Source organism: Sulfitobacter noctilucae, assembly GCF_000622365.1.
Classification (GTDB): Bacteria; Pseudomonadota; Alphaproteobacteria; order Rhodobacterales; family Rhodobacteraceae; genus Sulfitobacter; species Sulfitobacter noctilucae.
Genome location: NZ_JASC01000001.1, coordinates 70,709 through 93,871, shown reverse-complemented (window position 1 = coordinate 93,871; position 23,163 = coordinate 70,709). Strand labels below are relative to the sequence as shown.

Genomic DNA, 23,163 nt, shown 5'->3' with positions numbered 1-23,163 from the left:
TTGCGCCCGCGTCACATCACAATTTTCACAACAAGACTGCCAGCAACAGCGGCAAGGCGCCGATCGACATCACAGTGGAGACTACAACCAATCCCGCAACCGACTGCGCATCGGCCCCGTATTTCTCGGCCAGCATATATGAGGTGACGGCAACCGGCGTCGCCACTTGCAACACAAGGATGCCAAAGGCGGTTTTGTCCAGCGCGAACCAATCCGCCGCAAGCCAAGCGCACCCGATACAAATCGCGAGCTTGACCAGCGACAAAACGACGGCCCGCCCGATACCGCTGGGCGTCAATCGTGCCACGGCCACGCCAAGCGTGATCAGCATCAGGGGAATCGCCATCTGGCCGATCAACCCCATCGTGTTGTCCAACACCCGTGGCAAAGTCCATCCCTGCCATAAAAACACCGCACCCAGTACCGTCGCCCAGACCAGCGGTTCCTTGAGCACTTTGGTGAACGAACCCGCACCCGCCACCAACCAGATTCCGAAGGTGAAGGAGATAATGGCCATCACCGCAAAGACGACCACCGCATATTCAAACCCCGTTTCGCCAAACGCAAACAAAGCCAGCGGCAGGCCGAGGTTGCCCGTATTGCCGAAAATCAAAGGCGCGGCGAACGTCCCCTGATGAAGTCGCAACAGGCGAACAGAGCCAAGTGTGATCACCGATACCGCAATATAAGCGACCAAACTGGCCAGTGTCAGCGTTGTGAGGGCGGCGGGGTCAAGCGACGTATTCACAAGTGCGGTGAAGATCAGACAGGGCACCGCCAGCGTCATGGACAACCGGGTGACAAACTCAAGCCGGTATTCAAATCCAAGCTTCACCCAGCCAAAGCCGATCCCCGCTAGAATGAACACGGGAGCAACGATTTCGAGTACGGTCAGAACGAGGTTCAACAGTTTGTTTCCCTTAGATATCGCGACGTGATTGGACAAAAGCCCCTTGAACCCGTTACTAACGAAAGGTAGGGGCTGCAATGTTATGCTACGCACACGCGCGAAATATCATCTGGGCCAGGTCGTAAGGCACAAGAAACATCCTTTTCGGGGTGTGATATTCGATGTCGATCCTGAATTTGCCAATACCGAAGAATGGTACGAGGCAATCCCGGCGGAAAGCAGACCGGTCAAGGATCAGCCTTACTACCACCTTTTGGCCGAGAACGATCAAAGCTACTATGTGGCCTATGTTTCGGAGCAGAATCTGGTTGCCGATTATTCAGGTGAACCTGTCGACCATCCCGATATTCCTGACCTGTTTGGCCCCTTCACCAATGGTGCCTACCCGCTGCATTTCCAGATGAACTGAGACCACCGGCGGCGCGCCGCGTGTGATTGGCGAACAGGATGTTTGCCTGCGTCGGTCATTATGAAATGCGCGGGGGGATAAGTTCGTCGACACCACGCACTGGGTGGGGGCTATTAAACGTGGTGCCGACGGAAGCCATATGCAGCTACAGGGGCATATATGTCCTTCGACAAAGGCGGGAGTGTGATTGATCTACGGCCATTTTGGGATATTTGGGGGCAGCAATATGGCACTGATATTTCGCCTCAAATTGTACTGATCGGGGCCAATCCGATATGCGGGTTTGTCCCCATCAAGACGGTCGGGGCGTGCCAAAGGCGACGGCAATCCGGAACTCCAGCCGGTTCTGCTGTCCATGCCGTTCGTAGCGGACATCGCGCGCCAAATCCTGAATAAGAAACCAGCCAAAGCCCCCTTCGGGCAGATCATCGACATCTCTGTCCGGTACTCTGATGTGGCCGGTTGGCAAAGTTTCTCCCGGCATCACCCGTCCATTGTCGCATACCCGAATGTGCAAACCATTGTCCCGATGAACGCAGTCAACCCAAATGGGGCCGGCACCATCAGGCGTCGGATAGGCATGTTCCACCACATTGTTCAGCACTTCCGCCAGAACAAGCTCGACCGTCTCGCATTCCTCTGCATCCAGATGAAGACCCTTGAGGCGCATCATCACGTCTGACAGAACCTCTCTGACCGCAAGGGGGCTGCTTAATGCCTCGATCGAAAAGGCGGGGCAGGCGGTAAAGGTCACGTCTTGTGGTGAGGATTTGAACTCAGACGTGTTCGGCACGCAGCGCCTCCTCAAGCGTCATGAATATCGCGAATACACTGTCCATGCGGGTCAGCTTGAATACTTTCGCGACCGGTGGCGTAAGACCGGCAAGAACCAGTTTCCGCTCGGGTGCCAGATGTTTCATGATGGCGACGATGGCACCCAGCCCGCTCGAATCGATGAACCCGACCCGGGTCAGGTCCAGGATCACCTGCGGCGGCGCATCTTCGGTGCTCTCGCGGACAGCCTCTTTGAAATCCAGTGCGGCGGCGGCGTCGATCCGGGCATCGCGCACCGCCACAATGCAGATATCCCCTTCTGTTCGGGCAAGAATGTCCATAGATACCTCCTGTAAAAACGCGCCTGTATCTTGGATAGGCGATATCCGTTACCAAGTTGTAATCAGCACCGTGAAGGAGAGACCGAAATGCCGAACGTCATCATCGCAGGAGCAGCACGCACGCCAATGGGCGGATTTCAGGGCGCTTTCGAGGGGCTGAACGCGGCAACTCTGGGCGGGCACGCCATTCGCGCCGCGATTGCAAACGCCGGATCGCCCGTGGTGCAGGAATTGCTGATGGGCTGCGTTCTGCCGGCAGGTCAAGGACAGGCACCCGCGCGTCAGGCTGGATTCGCAGCTGGTCTGGGCGAGGAGGTGCCGGCCACGACCCTGAATAAAATGTGCGGATCAGGCATGAAAACCGCCATGATGGGGTTCGATCAAATCGCTCTTGGCCAGACCGATGTCATGGTCGCAGGTGGCATGGAAAGCATGACAAACGCACCCTACGTCCTGCCCAAAATGCGCAATGGGGCGCGACTGGGCCATGCGGCGGTGATCGACCATATGTTCCTTGATGGCCTCGAAGACGCCTACGACAAAGGTCGCCTGATGGGCACCTTCGCCGAAGACTGCGCCGAGACCTATCAATTCACCCGTGAAAAGCAGGACGCCTATGCACTGGCCTCCCTCTCCCGCGCCATCGAAGCGGAGGAAAGCGGTGCCTTTGCCGATGAAATCGCGGCGGTCGAGATGACCACACGCAAAGGCACAACCACCGTTGCGACAGACGAACAGCCTGGTAATGCCCGTCCCGACAAAATCCCACAGCTGAAACCGGCGTTCCGCGAAGGGGGCACGGTCACTGCGGCGAACTCCTCTTCCATCTCCGACGGTGCTGCGGCCCTTGTGCTGGCATCCGAGGACGCAGCCCAGGCGCAAGGCCTTAACATGCGCGCCCGCATCCTCGGCCACGCCAGCCACGCCCAGGCACCAGGTCTGTTCACCACCGCCCCCGTGCCTGCCGCGCAAAAGCTGCTGGAACGGATCGGTTGGGCCAAAGAAGACGTGGACCTGTGGGAAGTGAACGAAGCCTTTGCCGTGGTGCCGATGGCCTTCATGCATGAAATGGGACTCGATCACAGCATTGTGAACGTTAACGGGGGGGCTTGTGCGCTGGGCCATCCCATCGGCGCCTCCGGCACTCGGATCATCGTGACACTTCTGAACGCCCTCGAAAAGCGCGGCCTCAAGCGCGGCGTTGCCGCCATCTGCATCGGCGGCGGTGAAGGCACCGCCATCGCGATCGAGCGCATCTGATTCTCTTTTTGGCCTTATATACCGTCCGCGATACGCAACAGGAGCCACCCCTTGCAGGTTAATTACACCGCCCTCCGCCAATCCATTGCCAGCCTCACTGAAGGCGAAACCGATGCCGTGGCGCTCATGGCAACGGTTGCCTGCGAAGTGCATCATGCTGATGATCGCTTTGACTGGACCGGCTTTTACCGCGTCGTGGCCCCCGAACTGCTCAAGATCGGACCTTATCAAGGCGGCCATGGCTGCTTGGTAATCCCGTTCTCCCGCGGCGTTTGCGGCGCCGCGGCCCGCACAGGCGAAGTACAGCGCGTTGAAGATGTAGAAGCCTTTCCCGGTCATATCGCCTGTGCCTCCTCCACCCGCTCCGAACTCGTTTTGCCGGTTTATGGCGACGGCGGCAGGTTGATCGGGGTGTTTGACATCGACAGTGACCAGCCGGCGGCATTCACCGCAAAAGATGCGACTGAGCTCGCAGAGATTCTTGAAACGACATTCGCTGCCGTGAAATAAAGCTGGATTTTTTCACGAGCTTCGGCAATCGTGAAATTAAGGCTTGAACTTTCACGGATGCAGCGATGCAGCACAGCACACCTCAGACCCCTGATACGCTTGGTGCGGATCTGCGGGCATTGCGCAAAGGGCGCGGGTTGACGCTCAGCGATATGGCCGATGCCTTGGGCCGGTCCGTGGGCTGGCTTAGCCAAGTGGAGCGCGACATTTCCGAGCCGTCCATCACTGATCTGCGCCATATCGCGGCGAAACTGGATGTTTCGGTTTCCATGCTCTTCCGGCACGAGGCAGCCCCGGCACATGAGGCAGGCTTTGTCGTGCGCAAAGATGCGCGGCGCGCCATCGGCAGTCATACCGCCGGTCTGGTCGAAGAACTGCTGTCGCCCGATCTGACCGACGACTTCGAGATGGTGCAATCAACGTTCCAGCCGCACAGTCGTATCATCGACCCGGTCACCCGTCCCACACAAGAGGTGGGCGTTGTCCTGTCCGGCAAGCTCGAGATCGAGATCAACGGCACCACCCACCTGATCCACCCCGGGGACAGCTTCCGCATCCGGGGCGAGCCGTTTCGCTGGTCCAATCCCTTTGATGTGCCCGCTGTGGCCGTCTGGGTCATCGCCCCGCCGGTGTACTGACATGAGCTTTGAAGCATGGATCATCTTCGCGCTGTTCTGGGTGGTCTTCGTTACCACGCCGGGGCCGAATGCTGTGAATTGCATCACCAATGGCATGACGCTGGGCTTTCGTCGGTCTATGATCGGTGTCCTGGCGATCCTCACCCAAGCCACCCTTTTTCTGCTGCTTTCCGCGTTCGGCGTCACCGCCCTTATCGCGACATCGGAAACCGCCTTTACTGTGGCCAAACTGGTCGGCGCAGGCTTTCTTATCTACCTCGGTATCCGCGGCTTGGTGATGGCGAAGACACCCGTCAAGGTGGATGAGCGGCCCGCGCGCAGCATCTATCTGCGGGCTTTCGCCATCGCCACCATCAATCCCAAAAGCGTCGCCGGTTATCTTGCGGCGTTTTCCCAATTCGTCCAACCGGACGTGCCAATCTGGGACCAGATGATCGTAATCTTCCCCACGGCGCTCACCCTCACTGCATTCAGCTATACAGGTTTCACCGCGCTGGGCGCGGGCATCGGCCGCGCTGCATTGGGGGCGGTGTTCAACGTCTGGGTCCGCCGTGTCATGGCGGTGTGTTTCATCATCTACGGGGTGCTCTTGGGCAGCGCCTCCGGACCGGCGAGGGCTTGAAATGAAAACCGGAAGCTGCCTGTGCGGGGGAACCACCTTTTCACTCACCGGCAGCTTGCGCAATTCTGTCGCCTGCCACTGTCTTCAGTGCCGCAAAACCAGCGGGCACTATGTGTCGGCCACCCAGGTTACCGCTGAACAGTTACACATTACCAAGGACGACACCCTGCAATGGTATCGGTCCTCACCAAAGGCCGAGCGGGGCTTCTGCGCCGCCTGCGGAAGTTCCCTTTTCTGGCGTCATGAAGAGGATGGCGGCGCCGTCTCTGTAATGTCCGGCACGATTGACGGTGCCACGGGCATTAGCACGGCCAAGCATATCTATGTCGCCGACAAGGGCGACTACTACGACATCGCGGACAACCTGCCGCAACACGACCAATAGGAGCAGAACAATGGCTGATTTCCCATCAACGGCCCGTGTGGTCATCATCGGCGGCGGTGTCGTTGGCACGTCAACGCTCTACCACCTTGCCAAAGCGGGCTGGAAAGACTGCATTCTGGTCGAGAAAAACGAACTGACCGCTGGCTCCACCTGGCACGCTGCGGGAAACGTTCCAAACTTCGCTGGCTCATGGGCGGTCATGAACATGCAGCGCTACTCGGCGGCCATGTACCGCACGCTGGGCGAAGACGTCGACTATCCGATGAACTACCACGTGACAGGCGCGCTCCGTCTGGCCCATAGCAAAGAGCGGATGCAGGAATTCGAAAGGGTCGCTTCGATGGGGCGCTACCAGGGTTTGCAGATGGACATCTGTACGCCAGCGGAACTCGCAGAGCACAACCCGTTTATGCAAACCCATTCTCTTGCCGGTGGCCTTTGGGATCCGCTTGACGGAGACATTGACCCGGCTCAGCTGACCCAAGCGTTGGCAAAAGGTGCGCGCGACGCGGGCGGGCGGATTGAACGGTTCTGCCCTGTGACAGGTGTAGACCGGGATGGCGACGAGTGGATCGTTAAAACCGAAAAAGGCGAGATCCGCTGCGAATTCGTGGTCAACTGTGCGGGGTATTATGCCCAGCGGGTGGGCGAAATGTTCAAACCCTTTGGCGGGCGTACCGTGCCAATGGTGACCATGTCCCACCAGTACTTCCTGACAGAGCCAATCGCCGAGCTTGAGGCATGGACCAAGGAAAAAGGGCATAAGATGCCGATGATCCGCGACGTGGATGTCAGCTACTACTTGCGTCAGGACAAATACGGCCTGAACCTCGGCCCCTATGAGCGCAACTGTCAGGCAGCCTGGGTCAAACCGGACGATCCGATGCCTGAAGACTTCAGTTTCCAGCTTTACCCCGACGATCTGGAGCGCCTCGAATTCTATATCGAGGACGCGATGGAACGTGTGCCGGCCCTTGGCACAGCAGGCGTTGGCCGCAACATCAACGGCCCCATTCCATACGCCCCCGACGGCCTGCCGATGATCGGCCCGATGCCGGGTGTGAGGAACGCCTTCGAAGGTCATTCGTTTACCTTCGGCATCGCGCAGGGCGGCGGGGCGGGCAAAGTCCTGTCGGAATGGATCATGCACGGTGAAACCGAACTGGACATGTGGGCCGTCGATCCGCGCCGATACACGGACTACACCGATCACGATCACTGCCTTGCCAAGGCGCTGGAGACCTACGGCCACGAATACGCCATGCACTTCCCGCACCATGCGTGGCCTGCCGGACGGAACAAGAAACTGTCGCCCGTGCATGACCGTATCATCGCGGCAGGCGGGCAGATGGGGGCCTACAACGGCTGGGAACGCGCCAACTGGTTTGCGAAAGACGGCGATGACACCTCCGAAGAGGCGACCCAGACTTGGGACCGCAACGGTCCTTGGTCGATCCGCGTAAAGGAAGAAGTCGAGGCCGTGCGCGATGGTGTCGGTGTGTTGGATCTGCCCGGTTTCTCACGCTTCAACCTCAGTGGAGAAGGTGCCGCCGAATGGCTGCGGAGCCGTATCGCGGGGGCATTGCCCAAAGCAGGCCGGATGAACCTTGCCTATTTTCCGGACAGTCGCGGCCGCATCCTGACCGAGATGTCGGTGATGCGCCACGGGGAGGATCAATTCACCCTGATCACCGCCGCGCTTGCGCAATGGCACGATTTTGAACTGCTCAATAAAAACCTGCCCGAGGGGCTGAGCCTGACCGATCACACGACGGAATACTCGACACTGATCGTCACGGGCCCCAAATCGCGGGAATTGTTCGAAGTGCTGGGTACCGAAGCCGACCTGGGGGCCTCTTGGCTTTCGACCCAGCCTGCCAAAGTCGGCGGTACGGGCTGCGCTTTGGCGCGGGTTTCTTTCGCCGGTGAACTGGGGTGGGAAATCCATGCCGCGAACGCGGATATTCCCGCGCTTTACGACGCTGTGATTGGTGCGGGGGCCAAACCCTTCGGGATGTTTGCCTTGAATTCCATGCGCATTGAAAAGGGCTATCGCGCGTGGAAGGGCGATTTATCGACCGACTATTCCCTGCTTGAAGCAGGGCTGGACCGGTTTATCAAATTCGACAAGCCGCAGGACTTCCCAGGCAAGGCGGCGTTGCAGGCGGAACAGCAGGCGGGCATCAAGAAACGTTTTGTTACCATGACTGTCGATGCGGGCGATCAGGATGCCCCCTATATGTCGACGGTCTGGCACAAGGGCGAGGTGGTAGGCGAAACCACCTCGGGAGATTGGGGCTACCGGGTGGGGAAATCCATCGCACTGGGCACGCTACGCGCTGATCTGGCGCAGCCCGGAACAGAGGTTGAGATCAACATCTTTGGCAATATGTGCAAGGCGACAGTACAGCCCGATCAACCCCTCTGGGATCCAGACAACGAAAGACTGCGTGCATGAGCAACATCACCCTATTGGACGGCGGCATGGGGCAAGAGCTTGTCTCGCGCGTGCCGGGTAAGCCAACGGCCCTTTGGTCGACGCAGATCATGGTGGATCACCCCGGCCTCGTGTCGCAGGTCCACCGCGATTTCACGACTGCCGGGGCGACGATTGCCACTGCCAATACCTATGCCACCCACCGCGACCGGCTGGCCGACACGCCGCTTAAGGAACGCTTTCTTGATCTATTGACGATGGCCATCGCCGAAGCCCGGATGAGCGATGCACCCCGCATCGCCGGTGCCATCGGCCCGCTTATCGCCTCCTACCGCCCTGACCTGCATCCGAGTGCAGACGAGGGTGCGCCCGTCTATGCCGAGATCGCACAAAGGATCGGCCCGTCCTGCGATCTGCTGATCTGTGAAACCGTTGTTTCCGTCACCCATGCCGAAAGCGTGCTGCGCGGTGCGGCGGCGGGCGGCAAACCCATTTGGATCGCCTTCAGCGTGCAGGACACCGACGGCACCAAACTGCGCTCTGGCGAGCCACTGGTCGATGCCCTGCCCTTGGCCAAAGCGGCGGCGGCAGCGGTCCTCGTCAATTGCTCCTCTCCCGAAGCGGTGCTGCAAGCCATGCCGATCCTTGCCAAAAGCGGCCTGCCGTACGGCGGTTATGCAAACGGGTTCGAAAAGATCACCGAAGGTTTCCTGAAAGACAAACCCACGGTTGACGCCCTGTCCACGCGCCGGGATTTCACGCCTGAAAATTACGCTGATCACATCATGGGCTGGGTCGATGCAGGGGCCACCATCGTCGGCGGCTGCTGTGAAGTCTCGCCAGCGCATATCGCCGAAATCGCCCGCCGCCTGAAAGCTGCGGGTCACACCATCGTCTAGTCCAAAGGAATTCGGGCATGTCCAACGTCCCCACCCACGCGCGTGTCGTCATCATCGGTGGCGGCGTCATCGGCTGTTCGGTCGCTTACCACCTGACCAAACTGGGGTGGAAAGATGTCGTGCTGCTGGAGCGCAAACAGCTGACCTCCGGCACCACATGGCATGCTGCCGGGTTGATTGCCCAACTGCGCGCGACGGCAAATATGACCAAGCTGGCAAAGTATTCACAGGAGCTCTATGGCAATCTCGAAGCAGAGACAGGGGTCGCCACAGGCTTCAAGCGGGTAGGGTCGATCACCGCCGCGCTGGCGGACGAGCGGCGCGAGGAAATCTACCGTCAGGCGGCGATGGCCCGCGCCTTTGGCGTCGATGTCGAGGAGATCAGCCCCGATGAGGTGAAGGCCAAGTACCCCCATCTGAACATCGAAGGGGTCACGGGCGCTGTCTATCTCGATAAGGACGGGCAGGGTGATCCCGCCAACATCGCACTGGCACTGGCCAAGGGTGCCCGCCAGCGCGGCGGTCTGGTGCTGGAGCGGACTAAGGTCACCGGCGTCACCCGCGAGGGCCGCCGCATCACTGGTGTCGACTGGACGCAGGAGAGCGGTGAGAGCGGTCACATCGCCTGCGAAATGGTGGTGAACTGCGCGGGCATGTGGGGCCACGAGGTGGGCCGCATGCTGGGCGTGAACGTGCCGCTGCAAGCCTGCGAGCACTTCTACATCGTCTCGGAACCGATCAAGGGGCTGACCCAATTGCCGGTCCTGCGCGTGCCCGACGAATGCGCCTACTACAAGGAAGACGCGGGCAAAATGATGCTTGGTGCGTTCGAGCCACGCTCGAAACCCTGGGCGCTGAATGGTATCCCCGATGGTTTTGAATTTGACCAACTGCCCGAAGATTTCGATCATTTCGAGCCGATCTTGGAGGCCGCGGTGAACCGGATGCCCATGCTGGCCGAGGCGGGCATCCATACATTCTTCAATGGCCCGGAGAGCTTTACCCCCGACGATGCCTACCACCTTGGACTTGCGCCCGACATGGACAACGTCTGGGTCGCAGCAGGGTTCAACTCCATCGGTATTCAATCGGCGGGCGGGGCGGGTATGGCGCTGTCGCAATGGATGGACGCGGGTGAAAAGCCTTTCGATCTGGGCGATGTAGACATCAACCGGATGCAGCCCTTTCAGGGCAACAAAACCTATCTGGCGGAGCGATCCACAGAGACGTTGGGCCTGCTTTACGCCGACCATTTCCCCTATCGCCAGAAGGCCACGGCCCGTGGTATCCGCCGCACGCCGTTCCACCAGCATCTGCTGGAGCGCGGTGCTGTCATGGGCGAGCTCGCAGGCTGGGAACGCGCCAATTGGTTTGCCCGCGAGGGACAGGAGCGCGAATACCGCTACTCCTGGCGACGGCAAAACTTCTTTGACAACGTGGCCGCCGAACATATGGCGGTGCGGGAAAACGTCGGCATGTACGATATGTCGTCCTTTGGTAAAATTAGGGTCGAAGGGCGCGATGCGACCGCCTTCCTGAACCACATTGGCGGCGGGCAGTATGACGTGCCGGTGGGCAAAATCGTCTATACGCAGTTCCTGAACCGCACCGGCGGGATCGAAGCGGATGTGACCGTGACCCGCCTGAGTGAGACGGCCTATCTGGTCGTCACCCCTGCCGCCACGCGGCTGGCCGATGAGACATGGATGCGTCGTCATCTCGGGGACTTCAATGTGGTCATCACCGATGTGACGGCGGGCGAGGGTGTGCTGGCCATCATGGGCCCCCGCGCCCGTGATCTGCTGCAAACGGTTTCGCCCAACGATTTCTCGAACGCCACGAACCCCTTCGGCACTGCGCAAGAGATCGAGATCGGCATGGGATTGGCCCGTGTTCACCGCGTGACCTATGTCGGCGAACTGGGATGGGAGATCTACATCAGCGCCGACCAAGCCCCGCATATATTCGAAGTGCTCGCCGAAGCGGGCACGGAATTTGATCTCAAGCTGTGCGGGATGCATATGATGGACACTTGCCGCATCGAGAAAGGGTTCCGACACTTCGGTCATGATATTACGTCAGAGGATCATGTGCTTGAGGCGGGCCTCGGCTTTGCCGTCAGATCCGACAAGCCCGATTTTATCGGCCGTGATGCGGTCCTGCGCAAAAAGGACGAAGGTTTGAATGCCCGCATGGTGCAATTCAAACTGACCGACCCCGAACCGCTGCTCTATCATAATGAACCGGTGCTGCGGGACGGGCAGATCGTGGGCTATCTGTCTTCGGGGGCTTACGGTCATGCGCTGGGCGGTGCCGTCGGCATGGGCTATGTGTCTTGCAAGGGCGAAAGCGTGGCGCAGGTGCTTGCGTCAAGCTACGAGATCGACGTGGCGGGTACACGCGTGCGAGCCGAGGCGTCGATCAAGCCCTTGTACGATCCGACGTCCGAACGGGTGAAAGTGTAACGGGTACAAAGTAATGCTGTTCAGGGTGCGGCCAGATGTCCTAGGCCTGTGCCTGAACGGAGACCAGAATGCGCAGCCCAGAGAACGCCCTTACCCCCAAATCCAACGAAGACACGCTACCCGGATTGTGCTTTGCCCTCGCGGCTTACGGGCTTTGGGGGTTCCTGCCGCTTTACATGAAAATCATGTCACACGTCCCGGTGTTGGAGGTGTTGGCCCACCGCGTGATCTGGTCCGTTCCCATCGCAGCAGTGGTGCTGATCGCCATTCGCCGAACCGCCGCTTTGCGCGACGCGCTGCGCAATCCGCGTATGCTGGCCATGGCCTGCGTCACGGCGGTGCTGATTTCCGTCAACTGGGGCGTCTACATTTGGGCGATCGTGTCGGGCCATGCTCTGGACGCGGCATTGGGTTATTACATAAACCCGCTGTTCAGCATCTTTTTGGCCGCAGTGTTTCTAGGTGAGCGGCTCAGCCGCGCACAGCTTGCCGCCATCGCGCTGGCTGCCGCCGCTGTCACCGTGTTGACGGTCGAAGCCGGGCGCATCCCTTGGGTGTCGCTGGCGCTGACGGTTTCGTGGGGCTTCTACGCGCTTGCCAAGAAAAGCCTGCCCATCGGCCCCAATCAGGGCTTCCTGCTCGAAGTCTTGATCCTGTCAGTCCCGGCGCTGGGCTATATCGCCTACCTGACCGCAGCCGGCACCTCGCATTTCTCTTTGGGATTTGACCGCGACACATGGCTCTTGCTGGGCTGTGGCGTCGTCACGGCGGTGCCCCTGATGTTCTACGCCAACGGGGCCAAACTGCTGCGGCTCTCGACCATCGGCATCCTGCAATACATCGCACCCACGCTGATCTTTCTGGTCGCGGTCTTTGTATTCGGCGAGGCGTTCGGCACTGCACGTATGATTGCCTTCCCGATGATCTGGGCTGCATTGGTGATCTATTCGATCTCAATGCTGCGCCAGATGCGTCACGCTTGAGCGTCTAGCTCAGCGCCTCGCGGAACTTGAGGAATCGCGCATCGGTTTTGACCCGCTCGTTCATCGCCTCGCGCAGCGCGCCAATTGTCTTGTGCGGGCGCATCACCACTTCAAAGTCCTGCATCAGGCCGTCGTCGTTCAGCGTGATCAGATCAACGCCCACACAGTCCAGCCCGCTGACCTTGCACTGAAACTCCAGCGCCCAGTCGTTGCCGCTGCCCATCACGCGGCGATAGGTAAAATCGGTAAAGACCTCGTTCACATGGCCGAGGACCGCCGAGACAGCCTCGCGGCCATTCCATGTAGCCCAATAGGTCGGGGGGCTGAACCGCACGTCTTCGGCCATCAGGGCCGGTACGGCGTCGTGGTTGTGAGCCAGCACAGTATCGTGGAATTTCTGAATTGTGGGATGCATGGTTTCCTCCTTTGCTTGGCAAAGACTGGCACGAGGTCTCTTGAAAACCCAGCCCAGTTCTGTGACGACGCTTCGCATGGACGCAACGTATTCCCCGCCCCAAAACCCGCTTGTCGTGCTGCACGAAGACGCAGAGGTGCTTCTGGTCGATAAACCCTCCGGTTTGCTCAGTGTGCCGGGCAAAGGTCCGGATCTTGCCGATTGCTTGATTACCCGGATACAAGCGGTGTTCCCCCAGGCCCTGCTGGTGCACCGGCTGGACCGGGATACATCCGGCGTTATGATCTTTGCCCAGACGCCCTATGCCCAGCGACATCTCGGCCTGCAGTTTGAAAAGCGCATGACCCGCAAGACCTATGTCGCGCGGGTCTGGGGCGTGCCGGATCAACCTTCGGGCGAAATTGATCTGCCATTGATCGTGGATTGGCCCAACCGCCCGCTGCAAATGGTGTGCCATGAAACCGGCAAACCAGCGCAGACCGAATGGAAGCTGATCAAGAACGAAGGCGATACATCCCGCATCCGCATGCACCCCAAAACCGGGCGCAGCCACCAGCTGCGGGTACATATGCTGGCGCTGGGCCATCCTATTCTGGGCGATCCGTTCTATGCCAAAGGCCCGGCCCGCGATTATCCTCGCTTGATGCTGCACTCCGAAGAACTGCGCTTCAAACACCCCCAGGGCGGACGGTCGATCAAGATTAGATCAAAGGCACCTTTCTAAAGCTTCTTGTAGCAATTGCCGGTTGTGCCAAATTCGGCCACAAGGCGTGAAGTGTGCAGGGTTTCTGTGTTCAGGCCCAAAATGACAGACCCCGGTTTCGCGCTTGCCATCAGCTTTTCTTCGAAAGCCGCCTCAAGCGCGTCATCTGAAAATGGCCGATAGAAAAAGATCAGGTCAAAACCTGTGTATTCAAACGTCATCGCATCCTGAACAAACGCATTATTGCCGAATCCGTATATGCGGCGCGCGACATCAATATATTCAGGCACAATGTCAAAGCCCACGATCTTGGACAGGGGGATCATTTCCTGACTGCGGAACAGGTTGAGGTTGCGCCCGATGCCGCATCCAACCTCAACAAGGGAAAGCGGCCGGATGGGCTGCCTTGAATGACTGAAGTCGGGGTCGTCAGGTAAAGTGTCAGCCAGATCCATAAAAATGTCTGCCAGCCCTTCTAGATCGAAAGGGATGTACTGAAACTGGCCGTCTTTCGTTTCGATATTGGGAACGGCCCACTTGTCTGGAGACTCAAGGGCCGCGCGATACATCTCGCACCTTCGCGACAAATTCAGGTAGCGTTTTTGGATTTCTGACAGGTCTTCGATGAACCGTTCATCATCAAACGAGATCACTGCTAACCTCCTCGACCATCCCATCTGCCAGTACCGTCTATGTTCAAACGATACGTATAAACGATCGAATTGATTTCATTATTTAAACGGCACACAACATTGAGGGATAGGCGCGATACAGGGCTTTCCGCTCCTCCTGAGAAAGTCGGGCGGCCCGCCAATGTTGCATCCGCACCAAACTGCGCACCCCATGCGACAGAGCAACTCCCGACCGTCACACGCACGTTTGTCAGAAATTTCGCATCCGGCATGTCCTCGGTACAGCCAGCGAATTCGTAATCAAGATGAAAGCGACAGGTCACAGCATCCATGCCCCAGCCATTCAACACGTTGAACGTCCACGATCCGGTATTTCTGCGCCAACCGCGAATTTCAGAGATCGGGATCGTTTTCGGAACCGCGTTGCAATAGGCTGATTTTGATTCAGACGTAGGGCGTCCATCTTTAACGATGCCCCAAGCAGTCTTGCCTAGGTTGATGATGTCACCGGTCGAAATACCGGCTCCGCTTGGACCACCCATCGGTACACTACCCTTTTTTGACTTTCACTTTTGCAAATTTCAGGCGCTTATTCTTGTCTTCTGAGAGCGTTCTCTCGAAGTCAGTCAGTGCCTTTTGTTTTTCCTTGTCGCCTTTCGCGGACTTCTTCGCGCTTCCTAGCGCCTTCATCAACTTGTCATGAACCCCGGAGTAGCTCGCATCTTTGGCTTTCAATGCCTTTTCCATATCTCCAGTCAGTTTCTTCAGAGAAGCATCAGATTGCACCAGATCACCGGTGCTTTTCAGTTTGGCCATCGGGCCTGTCAGAGGATCTTTTGCCATTTTGCACCAAGCCGTAGCTTAAACGGGTGTTGAATTGATCGTCATCGCCGAAGTCAGCAACCCTGCATCCCATGGATAGGAACAGCGCTGTGGCTTCGGCGTAAGACAAGAAAACGAGAGACAAGAATTGGAATGAATGACAAATGATAGTCGCAAAGTTGACCTTACGTCAATCTAATTGAATTTTTTGAGATCAATGAGCTAGCTCGAATTTAGAACGAGCTGTCTAAGCCTCCATCACGTCAAATCGAAATCAGCGGTCGGTTTGAAGCTGCGATTCTATTGTATCAGTTAAGTCGCAGGAATGTGCATCAAGGCCCCGGTCCCGCCTCAACGATGTGTTCAAATTTATTCCGGAGAGAAAGGATGGTTTTGCGCGAGTTAGTGGCTACATTGCAGGCACGACGAACACTAATACACCTGGAGGATTTCATGGGTTTGCGCATCAACGACACGATCCCCGACCTGACCGTCGACACAGACCACGGCAGCATGTCGCTGCATGATTTTGTGGGCGATCACTGGGCGATCCTGTTCTCTCACCCCAAAGATTTTACACCCGTCTGCACAACCGAATTTGGTGCAGTGGCGCAATTGTCTGAAGAATGGGCAAAGCGCGGCACCAAGGTGATCGGCGTCAGCGTGGACGGGGTCGAGGACCACAAAAAGTGGAAAGGCGACATCGAGAAGGTTGCGGGAACGACAGCTGGCTTCCCGATTATCGCGGATGCGGATCTCGAAGTCTCGAAGGCGTTCGACATGTTGCCCGCCGAAGCCTATCTGCCTGATGGCCGCACGCCGGCTGATTCAGCGACTGTGCGGTCTGTGTTCATCATCGGGCCAGACAAAAAGTTGAAGCTGTCGATGACATACCCGATGACTGTGGGTCGCAACTTTGCCGAAGTCCTGCGGGCGTTGGACGGGTTGCAGATGTCGACTGGCAAGGGCGTGGCGACGCCGGCGAACTGGAATGTGGGCGATGATGTGATCATTCCCGCCACATTGTCTGATGAAGATGCCAAGGCCAAGTTTGGCGAATTCACCACCGTACTACCCTATCTGCGCACCACAAAGGCACCAAACTAGGCCAGTTGCGGCCTACGTTTGACCTTGGCGCGATAATTGGCGCGTCGGACTTCCCGCATCAGCACATCGCTGGTGCGGGTTTTGCGTTGAATGGTGCTGGCCGCGCCGAGCTCTGAAATACCACTGGGCCAGATTGCATGGACCGGCTGCTCAGTAACCCAGTGCATCTGCAACAGCGTATCAACCGGCCTGTCGATCACTTCGGTGACGGTCAGCAGACGCCGCGCCGCGCGGCGGCCCACAAGCTGACAGACTGCCTGCAGCCCGATGATCTTGGGTAAAAACAGGCTGGTACCATTTTGCCGCGCGATGGCTTTGGTTGGTCTTTCGCGTTCTTTGGCGGGAAAGCGCACAAAGCTCTCCTCATCCGCATGTCGCTGGGCCAGATCAAGTGCGGCTGCAAAGGGGGCGGGATCAATATCCATGTCGTCTTCGACGATCAGTCCCAAAGGAGCGTCGCCTTCGGCAATCATTTGCCAGCAGCGCCGGTGGCTGAGAAAACAGGCGACCTCTGCCTGGTTCAATCCAAAAGGATAGGTCGGATGGTAGAGTGTACCGGGTTCGGGCGCGACCCCGGCAATCTGCGCCGGATCACTGCCATCTACGGCTTCTACCACTACCGCATCCGGCAGCTCACGCAACAAACGCGAGACGTTATCGGCGCGTTCTGTGGCACGCGATAGGTGAATAATGAGTGACCTCATGCCATCGTCATATCGCTAATTCTGCGACAATCAAACCACCCGCTGCGGTATTTTGATAACATACCCAAATCTAGCCTGACTTTGCACTGTGTCACACAAAAGAGCGCAATCGCTGTGGCACGTCGAGACAATAAAAAAGGCCCCGGTGTTTCCACCGAGGCCCGTTCTTCAAATCAGACGAGAGGTGATTACTCCTCTGCGCCCTCTTCTTTTTTGATTTCTTCGCCGGTTTCCTGATCGACGACTTTCATCGACAGGCGCACCTTGCCGCGATCGTCAAAGCCCAGAAGCTTCACTTTCACTTCCTGACCTTCCTTCAGAACATCTGAAGGGTGGTTCAGGCGGCGGTTTTCGATCTGGGACACGTGGACCAGACCATCACGCTTGCCAAAGAAGTTCACGAATGCACCGAAATCGACGATTTTTACGACCGTCCCGGTGTAGATCATGCCTTCTTCTGGCTCGGCCACGATCGAATGGATCATGTCATAGGCCTTCTTGATCGCTTCGCCATTCGGGCTTGCAATCTTGATGATGCCTTCGTCGTTGATGTCGACCTTCGCACCGGAGACTTCGACGATCTCGCGGATGACTTTACCGCCAGAACCGATCACTTCGCGGATTTTATCCGTTGGGATCTGCATGGTCTCGATGCGTGGGGCGTGCTCGGAGAACTCGCCTGCGCCGGAGATGGCTTTGTTCATCTCGCCAAGGATATGGATCCGGCCTTCTTTGGCCTGTGCCAGTGCCTTTTCCATGATCTCTGGCGTAATGCCCGCAATCTTGATGTCCATCTGCAAGGACGTGATGCCGTTCTCAGTACCCGCCACTTTGAAATCCATGTCACCAAGGTGGTCTTCGTCACCCAGAATGTCAGACAGGATCGCATAAGAACCGTCTTCTTCAAGGATCAGACCCATGGCCACACCGGCAACGGCTGATTTCAGCGGCACGCCTGCGTCCATCATCGACAGCGACCCGCCACAAACGGATGCCATCGAGGAGGAACCGTTGGATTCAGTGATCTCGGACACAACGCGGATGGTGTAGGGGAAATCGGTGGCAGCGGGCAGAACCGCCTGCAACGCACGCCATGCCAGCTTGCCGTGACCGATCTCGCGGCGGCCTGGAGGGCCCACGCGACCAACTTCACCAACCGAATAAGGAGGGAAGTTATAGTGCAGCAGGAAGTTGGATTTGAAGTTGCCGTGCAGCGCGTCGATGAACTGCTCATCGTCGCCGGTGCCCAAGGTAGTCACAACCAGACCCTGCGTTTCACCACGTGTGAAGAGCGCGGAGCCGTGGGTGCGCGGCAGAACGCCGGTCTCGGATACGATATCGCGAATCTCGTCCGTGCGACGGCCATCAATACGCTTGCCTGTCTTCACGACATCACCGCGCAGGATGGAGGCTTCAAGACCCTTCATCGCAGAACCGAGGTTCGCATCGGCCAGCTCTTCTTCGCTCAGGGCTGCTTTGATCGTTTCACGGGCAGCGGCAACAGCGGCGGTGCGCTCTTGCTTGTCACCGATGGCGAAGGCAGCGCGCATTTCTTTCTCGCCTGCTTTCTTCACGGCTGCGGACAGCGCGGAGTAGTCGACAGGCTGGAAATCAAACGGCTCTTTCGCAGCAGATTCGGCCAGTTCGATGATCAGGTCGATCACCGGCTGGATGCTATCATGCGCAAACTTCACCGCACCCAGCATTTCTTCTTCCGTCAGCTCGTATGCTTCGGATTCGACCATCATCACGGCGTCTTTGGTGCCTGCAACGACAAGATCCAGACGCTGGTCCGGGTTGTTCTTGAGGTCCTGCATGTCGTCGATTTCCGGGTTCAGGATGTATTCGCCATCCTCGAAACCCACGCGGCAGGCGCCGATTGGACCCATGAAGGGTGCGCCGGAAATGGTCAGTGCGGCAGAAGCGGCGATCATCGCGACCATATCGGGGTCATTCACCAGATCGTGGCTCAATACCGTACACATCACCAGAACTTCGTTTTTGAAGCCGGGCACGAACAATGGGCGGATTGGACGGTCGATCAGACGACTTGTCAGCGTCTCTTTCTCGGTCGGACGCGCTTCGCGCTTGAAGAAACCACCGGGAATTTTACCCGCGGCATAGTATTTTTCGTTGTAGTGAACTGTCAGCGGAAAGAAGTCCTGACCGGGCTTTTGCTGACGTGCAAAAGTGACGTTCGCCATCACGCTGGTTTCGCCCAGCGTGGCAATTACAGTCCCATCCGCCTGACGGGCAACTTTGCCGGTTTCGAGCGTCAGCGTCTCTTCGCCCCACTCAATTGATTTTTTCGTTACGTTAAACATCTACGTTTCCATAAGTTCGGCCCCCTGATTTCACGGGTGGCCAATTGCATAGGGGCCGAATTGCCCCTGACCGCGGTATCTTCTTTTGGCGGCGCTGCGGTCCGGGCGCCGGCTTTCAGATGGGTGGCGTGTACATCAGTTTGGGATGGAGGGGAAGTGTAGCAAATCAGTGGTCTCGGGCATTTGATTTGCATTGAACCGGCCCGGCAAATCTGGCGCGGAATCGCGGGGATCACCTTCGCAAAGGGAGCGGGATGACGGCGGGCCTTCATCAGCACAGCGCCCCTAATGCGCGATGGTGGGGCCGCCCTGACGGTCGCACGCAATCCTCTCTTAGGGAACAGATCGGGTCGCCGTTTGTTAGCCTTGGCAAACAAAGGAAGACGCATGGAAGAAGTAGACGCAAACCCGGGGCTTATTTTCGATAAAATCGACGCTTGGCTAGATGGATTATTCAAGCTGTTACCCAATATCGGGGTCGCCCTCGTGGTCTTCGTTCTCTTCTGGGTCATTGCCAAAGGGGTCAACGCTCTCATTCTGCGCACATCGAGATCACGGGACCGCGCCAATCTAGGCGAAGTCGCCGGTTCATTGCTGAAATGGGCTTTGATCGTCATTGGTGCAATGTTGGCGATCACCATTGTCGCCCCGACCATCTCTCCGGGTGATTTGATTTCGGGTCTCGGTATTGGCTCTGTCGCCATCGGTTTTGCATTTAAAGATATTTTGCAAAACCTTTTGGCTGGTGTGCTGATCCTGCTGCGGCAACCGTTCGAGGTCGGCGATCAGATCGTATCGGGTGGTCATGAAGGCACCGTCGAAAAGATCGAGACCCGCGCAACTCTGATCAAAACCTACGACGGCCGCCGCGTGGTGATCCCGAATTCCGATATTTATACCGACAGTGTGGTCGTGAACACGGCCTTCGAGACACGCCGCTCACAGTATGACATCGGCATCGGTTGTAACGACGATTGGCAAACGGCCCGCAAGATTATGGAAGATACCTGCAAAGGTATTGAGGGCGTCATCGCAGACCCCGGTCCCGAAACGATAGCGATCGAACTGGGTGATTTCGCCAATGTGGTACGCCTGCGCTGGTGGACAAAATCGGACCGTGCCAGCCAGATCCACACCTTTGGCCGCGTTTTGGAAGCCGTCTACAAAGCGCTGGATAAAGAAGGCATCGATATGCCCTATCCGACGCAGGTGCATCTGTTCCACGATCAAACCGAAGAAACGGACGGTGACCGCGCCAAGCAACGCGAAGGCTGGCCCGCTGGACAAAAGGACATACCGCGCCCGGCACGCGAAAAGGACCGCGAAAGCCAAAAGATGGAAACGGCGAGCTAAACAATTTATCATTTGCCAAGACGTCAGAACGCCTCGGGTTAACCGGGGCGTTTTTCTATTCGGCAACCACAGCAAAATTCACTGGCTTGTCACGCGTCTGTGATCTCAGTCACATACCCAGGGTGCATCTTGTGTCATGACTTGGGTCGACGAGAGAGGGACAAAATGACACCGGACACTTGGATCACATTGGCTGCCGCTACCTGCCTCTTGGCAGCAGCCCTTGGTCGGATGCACATGCGACACGGTCCACGGGTCTCTGCAAACGCCGGCATTTCTGGCCAGTTGAACGCAGTATCCGGGGGTTTCCCGATACCCGGATGGATCATATCTCCTTTCTCGTCGAACTGCACGCGACCAAACATCGTGTTTCGCTACTTACAGAATCCGGTTTCGGGCTTCGGCCGGACACCGGTAGGGAAGCCGCATATTTCCGGCTCTTCAAACGAATTTTAGGCAGAAATTTTCAGCACCTCAGGACCAGTCGGCATCACCGCCGGCTGGTCTATTTGCTGCGGCTGGCCAATTTGTCCAGATCGGGAATGACCAGAAAGCCATCCTGTGTTTCGATCAAATCGTCATGCACCAGCGCCATCAAACGTTTGTTTACCGCTTCGCGCGTCACGCCCAGCATCTTGGCCAGATCGGCTTGGGACAGTTTCTTAGTGAAGCGGGCTGTCGCCCCATCAATCACCGCCCGGGACATCGCCAGATCACACAGCTTTTGCGCGAGCCGGGCATCAAGGCTTTGAAAGGTCATCGCCCCCATCTCATCGGTATTGCGCCGCAGAATCTCGCACAGACAGTGGATCATTTCCCTGGCAAATCGGGGGTTCGATTGCAAAAGCGCATCTACTGCCGAATGAGGCACAAACAGACAGGTGGTCGCCTCTGTGGCACTGGCGGCAGCAGTCCGGGGCAGGCCGTCAAGAAGGGCAATTTCGCCAAAACTATCGCCGTCCTCCAGAATGGTTACGGTCAATTCCCGACCCTCTGCATCCGACACCCAGATACGAACCTCTCCTGCCGTGATGATCCGCAGCCCATCAGCCGTATCGCCCATCGCAAAAATCTCTGCGCCGCGCGGATAGCTCACGCTGCGGCACATTTGCGACAGGATGCCGATGTCGTCGTCCGACAGTGAGGTGAAAAGAAAACAACTGCGCAATGCATCTTGGTCGTTATGCGATGTCATCGGAGATGCCCAAGACGGGTGTTGCGTCGAAAATCATTCATGAGATGGAACATACAAGAAAACACATGCCCCTTGGCAAGCTTTTCCCGCCAAGGTGCACCACTTCGTTCAGGCCATCGAGCCTAAAGTCCGTGTATGCCGTGTATCCATCAGACCGATAGGCTTGGAAAGTAGTCCTCACAAACCCCCTCGCGATAGACATCCGCTGTGCAGCAATGCAGCCCGCCACCAAAGGCATAGGCGTCGCGCAACTCAACTTCGACCACTTCCATGCCCAACTTGTCCATCTGCTCGGCTTGATAGACCTCGGACTTCTCGACACAGACGGTTTTCGGATCCAGCACCAGCACGTTCATGCTAAGCCATGTCGAAGAATAGCACAGCGGTGGCGGCGTGTTATGCGCGGGCTGCGCGGCATCCACGATCTCCCAATCATTGTCGTGAAACATCTTGCGCTGGTCGTCGGGCAACCGCCGTTGTGGATTGTTCAGGATCAAACCGGGGCGCAAAGGCGTGAAGGTGGCGTCGATGTGGATGGGATAAGGGTCGCCCGGAAAGTTAACGTCATGCACCCGATGATCGGGGAAATGACGGCGCAGCCATTCGATGCCTTTCATGTTTGTTGTGAACCCGTGCTGCACCACCAGGTCGCGCCCGAATCGCAGTACATCCGCCGCATCGAACAGCGGCTCTTCCTCGGTGGTCACGAAAAACTTGCTGGCCGCCCATTCCAACCGCTTGGCGTTGCCGATCTTGTCGCTCAGATAGTCAGGGTGGTAATCTGCGTCCGTCAAGCGCGGCTTTGGCGCGGCCTCATGCCGGAACTTCGGATCTTCCTCAAAATAACGCTGCATCAGCGGCCGGTAGTTCAAATATTCAAACCAGCGGCAGCGATAAGACATCGTCGCTTCCAGCATTTCCGAGCCTACCGTCAACAGTACATCACGCGGTGGCATGCAGCCGAACTGGGATTCCGTATGAAAATCAGGCGTTGACGCGGGCAGCGCATGGTCAATCGGCGTGGGCCGGTCCACCCGCACGCCGCGCTTTTCCAGCATACTCGCAAAATTATCCAACAGCTCGTTCGCACGATCAATCGTGTCCTGCGGACGCCGCCCCCATTGGCCGCGCATGTCGCTGTCTTCGGGCACCTTTGCATCCAGCGCAGGTTCTTCTGGCGGGATGTGACAATCATCAGCGCGTCCGACGATGACGTGTTTCAATGGATCCCATTCGTTCCAACTATTGACGATGGTTTTGGTCATGATCCGGTGC

24 protein-coding genes are annotated in these 23,163 nt (G+C 57.7%); 13 read left to right on the top strand and 11 right to left on the bottom strand.

From position 1 onward, the window contains the following. Nucleotides 1-25: 25 nt before the first annotated feature. Nucleotides 26-907 (bottom strand): AEC family transporter, encoded by an 882-nt coding sequence (locus Z945_RS0100470; RefSeq protein ID WP_025050163.1) that lies wholly within the window; start codon nucleotides 905-907, stop codon nucleotides 26-28. Between the two features lie 85 nt (nucleotides 908-992). On the opposite strand from Z945_RS0100470, the gene hspQ reads away from it, so the two are divergent. Then, nucleotides 993-1,319, top strand: coding sequence for a heat shock protein HspQ (gene hspQ / locus Z945_RS0100465; RefSeq protein WP_025050162.1), 327 nt, complete (start codon nucleotides 993-995; stop codon nucleotides 1,317-1,319). 292 nt (nucleotides 1,320-1,611) lie between these two features. Here the strand turns inward: hspQ and Z945_RS0100460 are convergent, their stop codons facing one another. Both Z945_RS0100460 and Z945_RS0100455 read right to left on the bottom strand, forming a co-directional pair. Beyond that, on the bottom strand, nucleotides 1,612-2,112 hold the full coding sequence (locus tag Z945_RS0100460) for an ATP-binding protein (protein WP_241434443.1): 501 nt from the start codon (nucleotides 2,110-2,112) through the stop codon (nucleotides 1,612-1,614). Further along, nucleotides 2,096-2,434 (bottom strand): STAS domain-containing protein, encoded by a 339-nt coding sequence (locus tag Z945_RS0100455; protein ID WP_025050160.1) that lies wholly within the window; start codon nucleotides 2,432-2,434, stop codon nucleotides 2,096-2,098. Before Z945_RS0100455 ends, Z945_RS0100460 begins: the two co-directional genes overlap by 17 nt. 87 nt (nucleotides 2,435-2,521) lie before the next feature. Between Z945_RS0100455 and Z945_RS0100450 the strand changes: the two genes are divergently transcribed. The 9 genes from Z945_RS0100450 to rarD all read left to right on the top strand — a co-directional run bounded on the left by Z945_RS0100450 (nucleotide 2,522) and on the right by rarD (nucleotide 12,633). Beyond that, entirely contained in the window at nucleotides 2,522-3,694 is a 1,173-nt protein-coding gene (locus Z945_RS0100450; RefSeq protein WP_025050159.1) for a thiolase family protein, read from the top strand. Nucleotides 3,695-3,745: 51 nt separating this feature from the next. Further along, nucleotides 3,746-4,204: a GAF domain-containing protein gene (locus tag Z945_RS0100445; RefSeq protein WP_025050158.1), complete on the top strand. Its 459-nt coding sequence runs from the start codon at nucleotides 3,746-3,748 to the stop codon at nucleotides 4,202-4,204. Nucleotides 4,205-4,269: 65 nt separating this feature from the next. After that, nucleotides 4,270-4,842: a helix-turn-helix domain-containing protein gene (locus tag Z945_RS0100440; RefSeq protein WP_025050157.1), complete on the top strand. Its 573-nt coding sequence runs from the start codon at nucleotides 4,270-4,272 to the stop codon at nucleotides 4,840-4,842. 1 nt (nucleotide 4,843) lies between these two features. Next, nucleotides 4,844-5,464 (top strand): LysE family translocator, encoded by a 621-nt coding sequence (locus Z945_RS0100435; RefSeq protein WP_025050156.1) that lies wholly within the window; start codon nucleotides 4,844-4,846, stop codon nucleotides 5,462-5,464. A gap of 1 nt (nucleotide 5,465) precedes the next feature. Beyond that, a complete protein-coding gene (locus Z945_RS0100430) occupies nucleotides 5,466-5,849 on the top strand; it encodes a GFA family protein (RefSeq protein WP_025050155.1) in 384 nt (127 codons plus the stop codon). Nucleotides 5,850-5,859: 10 nt separating this feature from the next. Further along, the gene (locus Z945_RS0100425; protein WP_025050154.1) at nucleotides 5,860-8,307 is read left to right on the top strand and encodes a GcvT family protein; all 2,448 of its coding nucleotides are present in this window, start codon (nucleotides 5,860-5,862) and stop codon (nucleotides 8,305-8,307) included. Next, on the top strand, nucleotides 8,304-9,185 hold the full coding sequence (locus tag Z945_RS0100420; RefSeq protein WP_025050153.1) for a homocysteine S-methyltransferase family protein: 882 nt from the start codon (nucleotides 8,304-8,306) through the stop codon (nucleotides 9,183-9,185). The genes Z945_RS0100425 and Z945_RS0100420 overlap by 4 nt, the downstream gene beginning before the upstream one ends. Before the next feature lie 17 nt (nucleotides 9,186-9,202). After that, nucleotides 9,203-11,650, top strand: coding sequence for a GcvT family protein (locus Z945_RS0100415; RefSeq protein WP_025050152.1), 2,448 nt, complete (start codon nucleotides 9,203-9,205; stop codon nucleotides 11,648-11,650). A 68-nt stretch (nucleotides 11,651-11,718) separates the two neighbouring features. After that, the gene (gene rarD, locus Z945_RS0100410) at nucleotides 11,719-12,633 is read left to right on the top strand and encodes an EamA family transporter RarD (protein ID WP_025050151.1); all 915 of its coding nucleotides are present in this window, start codon (nucleotides 11,719-11,721) and stop codon (nucleotides 12,631-12,633) included. Between the two features lie 4 nt (nucleotides 12,634-12,637). On the opposite strand, the gene Z945_RS0100405 is transcribed toward rarD, so the two are convergent. Continuing rightward, nucleotides 12,638-13,048 carry a nuclear transport factor 2 family protein gene (locus Z945_RS0100405; protein ID WP_025050150.1) on the bottom strand — a complete coding sequence of 137 codons (411 nt, stop codon included), beginning with the start codon at nucleotides 13,046-13,048 and terminating at the stop codon, nucleotides 12,638-12,640. A gap of 76 nt (nucleotides 13,049-13,124) precedes the next feature. On the opposite strand from Z945_RS0100405, the gene Z945_RS0100400 reads away from it, so the two are divergent. Then, nucleotides 13,125-13,772, top strand: coding sequence for an RluA family pseudouridine synthase (locus Z945_RS0100400; protein ID WP_025050149.1), 648 nt, complete (start codon nucleotides 13,125-13,127; stop codon nucleotides 13,770-13,772). On the opposite strand, the gene Z945_RS0100395 is transcribed toward Z945_RS0100400, so the two are convergent. Genes Z945_RS0100395 through Z945_RS0100385 form a run of 3 tightly spaced genes read right to left on the bottom strand, consistent with a single transcriptional unit; the run spans nucleotide 13,769 to nucleotide 15,226 of the window. Continuing rightward, a complete protein-coding gene (locus tag Z945_RS0100395; protein WP_025050148.1) occupies nucleotides 13,769-14,404 on the bottom strand; it encodes a class I SAM-dependent methyltransferase in 636 nt (211 codons plus the stop codon). The genes Z945_RS0100400 and Z945_RS0100395 overlap by 4 nt on opposite strands. A gap of 2 nt (nucleotides 14,405-14,406) precedes the next feature. Further along, the gene (locus tag Z945_RS0100390; protein ID WP_025050147.1) at nucleotides 14,407-14,925 is read right to left on the bottom strand and encodes a hypothetical protein; all 519 of its coding nucleotides are present in this window, start codon (nucleotides 14,923-14,925) and stop codon (nucleotides 14,407-14,409) included. Between the two features lie 7 nt (nucleotides 14,926-14,932). Further along, nucleotides 14,933-15,226 carry a hypothetical protein gene (locus Z945_RS0100385; RefSeq protein ID WP_152540994.1) on the bottom strand — a complete coding sequence of 98 codons (294 nt, stop codon included), beginning with the start codon at nucleotides 15,224-15,226 and terminating at the stop codon, nucleotides 14,933-14,935. A 432-nt stretch (nucleotides 15,227-15,658) separates the two neighbouring features. Between Z945_RS0100385 and Z945_RS0100380 the strand changes: the two genes are divergently transcribed. Then, a complete protein-coding gene (locus tag Z945_RS0100380) occupies nucleotides 15,659-16,312 on the top strand; it encodes a peroxiredoxin (RefSeq protein ID WP_025050145.1) in 654 nt (217 codons plus the stop codon). Here the strand turns inward: Z945_RS0100380 and Z945_RS0100375 are convergent. Both Z945_RS0100375 and pnp read right to left on the bottom strand, forming a co-directional pair. After that, nucleotides 16,309-17,016, bottom strand: a complete 708-nt coding sequence (locus tag Z945_RS0100375) for a glycosyltransferase family 25 protein (RefSeq protein ID WP_025050144.1) — start codon at nucleotides 17,014-17,016, stop codon at nucleotides 16,309-16,311. The two genes, Z945_RS0100380 and Z945_RS0100375, sit on opposite strands and share 4 nt — an antisense overlap. 188 nt (nucleotides 17,017-17,204) lie before the next feature. Further along, nucleotides 17,205-19,340, bottom strand: coding sequence for a polyribonucleotide nucleotidyltransferase (gene pnp / locus Z945_RS0100370; RefSeq protein WP_025050143.1), 2,136 nt, complete (start codon nucleotides 19,338-19,340; stop codon nucleotides 17,205-17,207). Nucleotides 19,341-19,727: 387 nt separating this feature from the next. On the opposite strand from pnp, the gene Z945_RS0100365 reads away from it, so the two are divergent. Next, nucleotides 19,728-20,693 (top strand): mechanosensitive ion channel family protein, encoded by a 966-nt coding sequence (locus Z945_RS0100365; RefSeq protein WP_025050142.1) that lies wholly within the window; start codon nucleotides 19,728-19,730, stop codon nucleotides 20,691-20,693. Nucleotides 20,694-21,198: 505 nt separating this feature from the next. Here Z945_RS0100365 and Z945_RS0100360 read toward each other — a convergent pair. Both Z945_RS0100360 and Z945_RS0100355 read right to left on the bottom strand, forming a co-directional pair. Beyond that, nucleotides 21,199-21,888: a Crp/Fnr family transcriptional regulator gene (locus Z945_RS0100360; RefSeq protein WP_025050141.1), complete on the bottom strand. Its 690-nt coding sequence runs from the start codon at nucleotides 21,886-21,888 to the stop codon at nucleotides 21,199-21,201. Between the two features lie 149 nt (nucleotides 21,889-22,037). Next, nucleotides 22,038-23,153 (bottom strand): serine/threonine protein kinase, encoded by a 1,116-nt coding sequence (locus Z945_RS0100355; RefSeq protein WP_025050140.1) that lies wholly within the window; start codon nucleotides 23,151-23,153, stop codon nucleotides 22,038-22,040. Nucleotides 23,154-23,163: the final 10 nt, after the last annotated feature.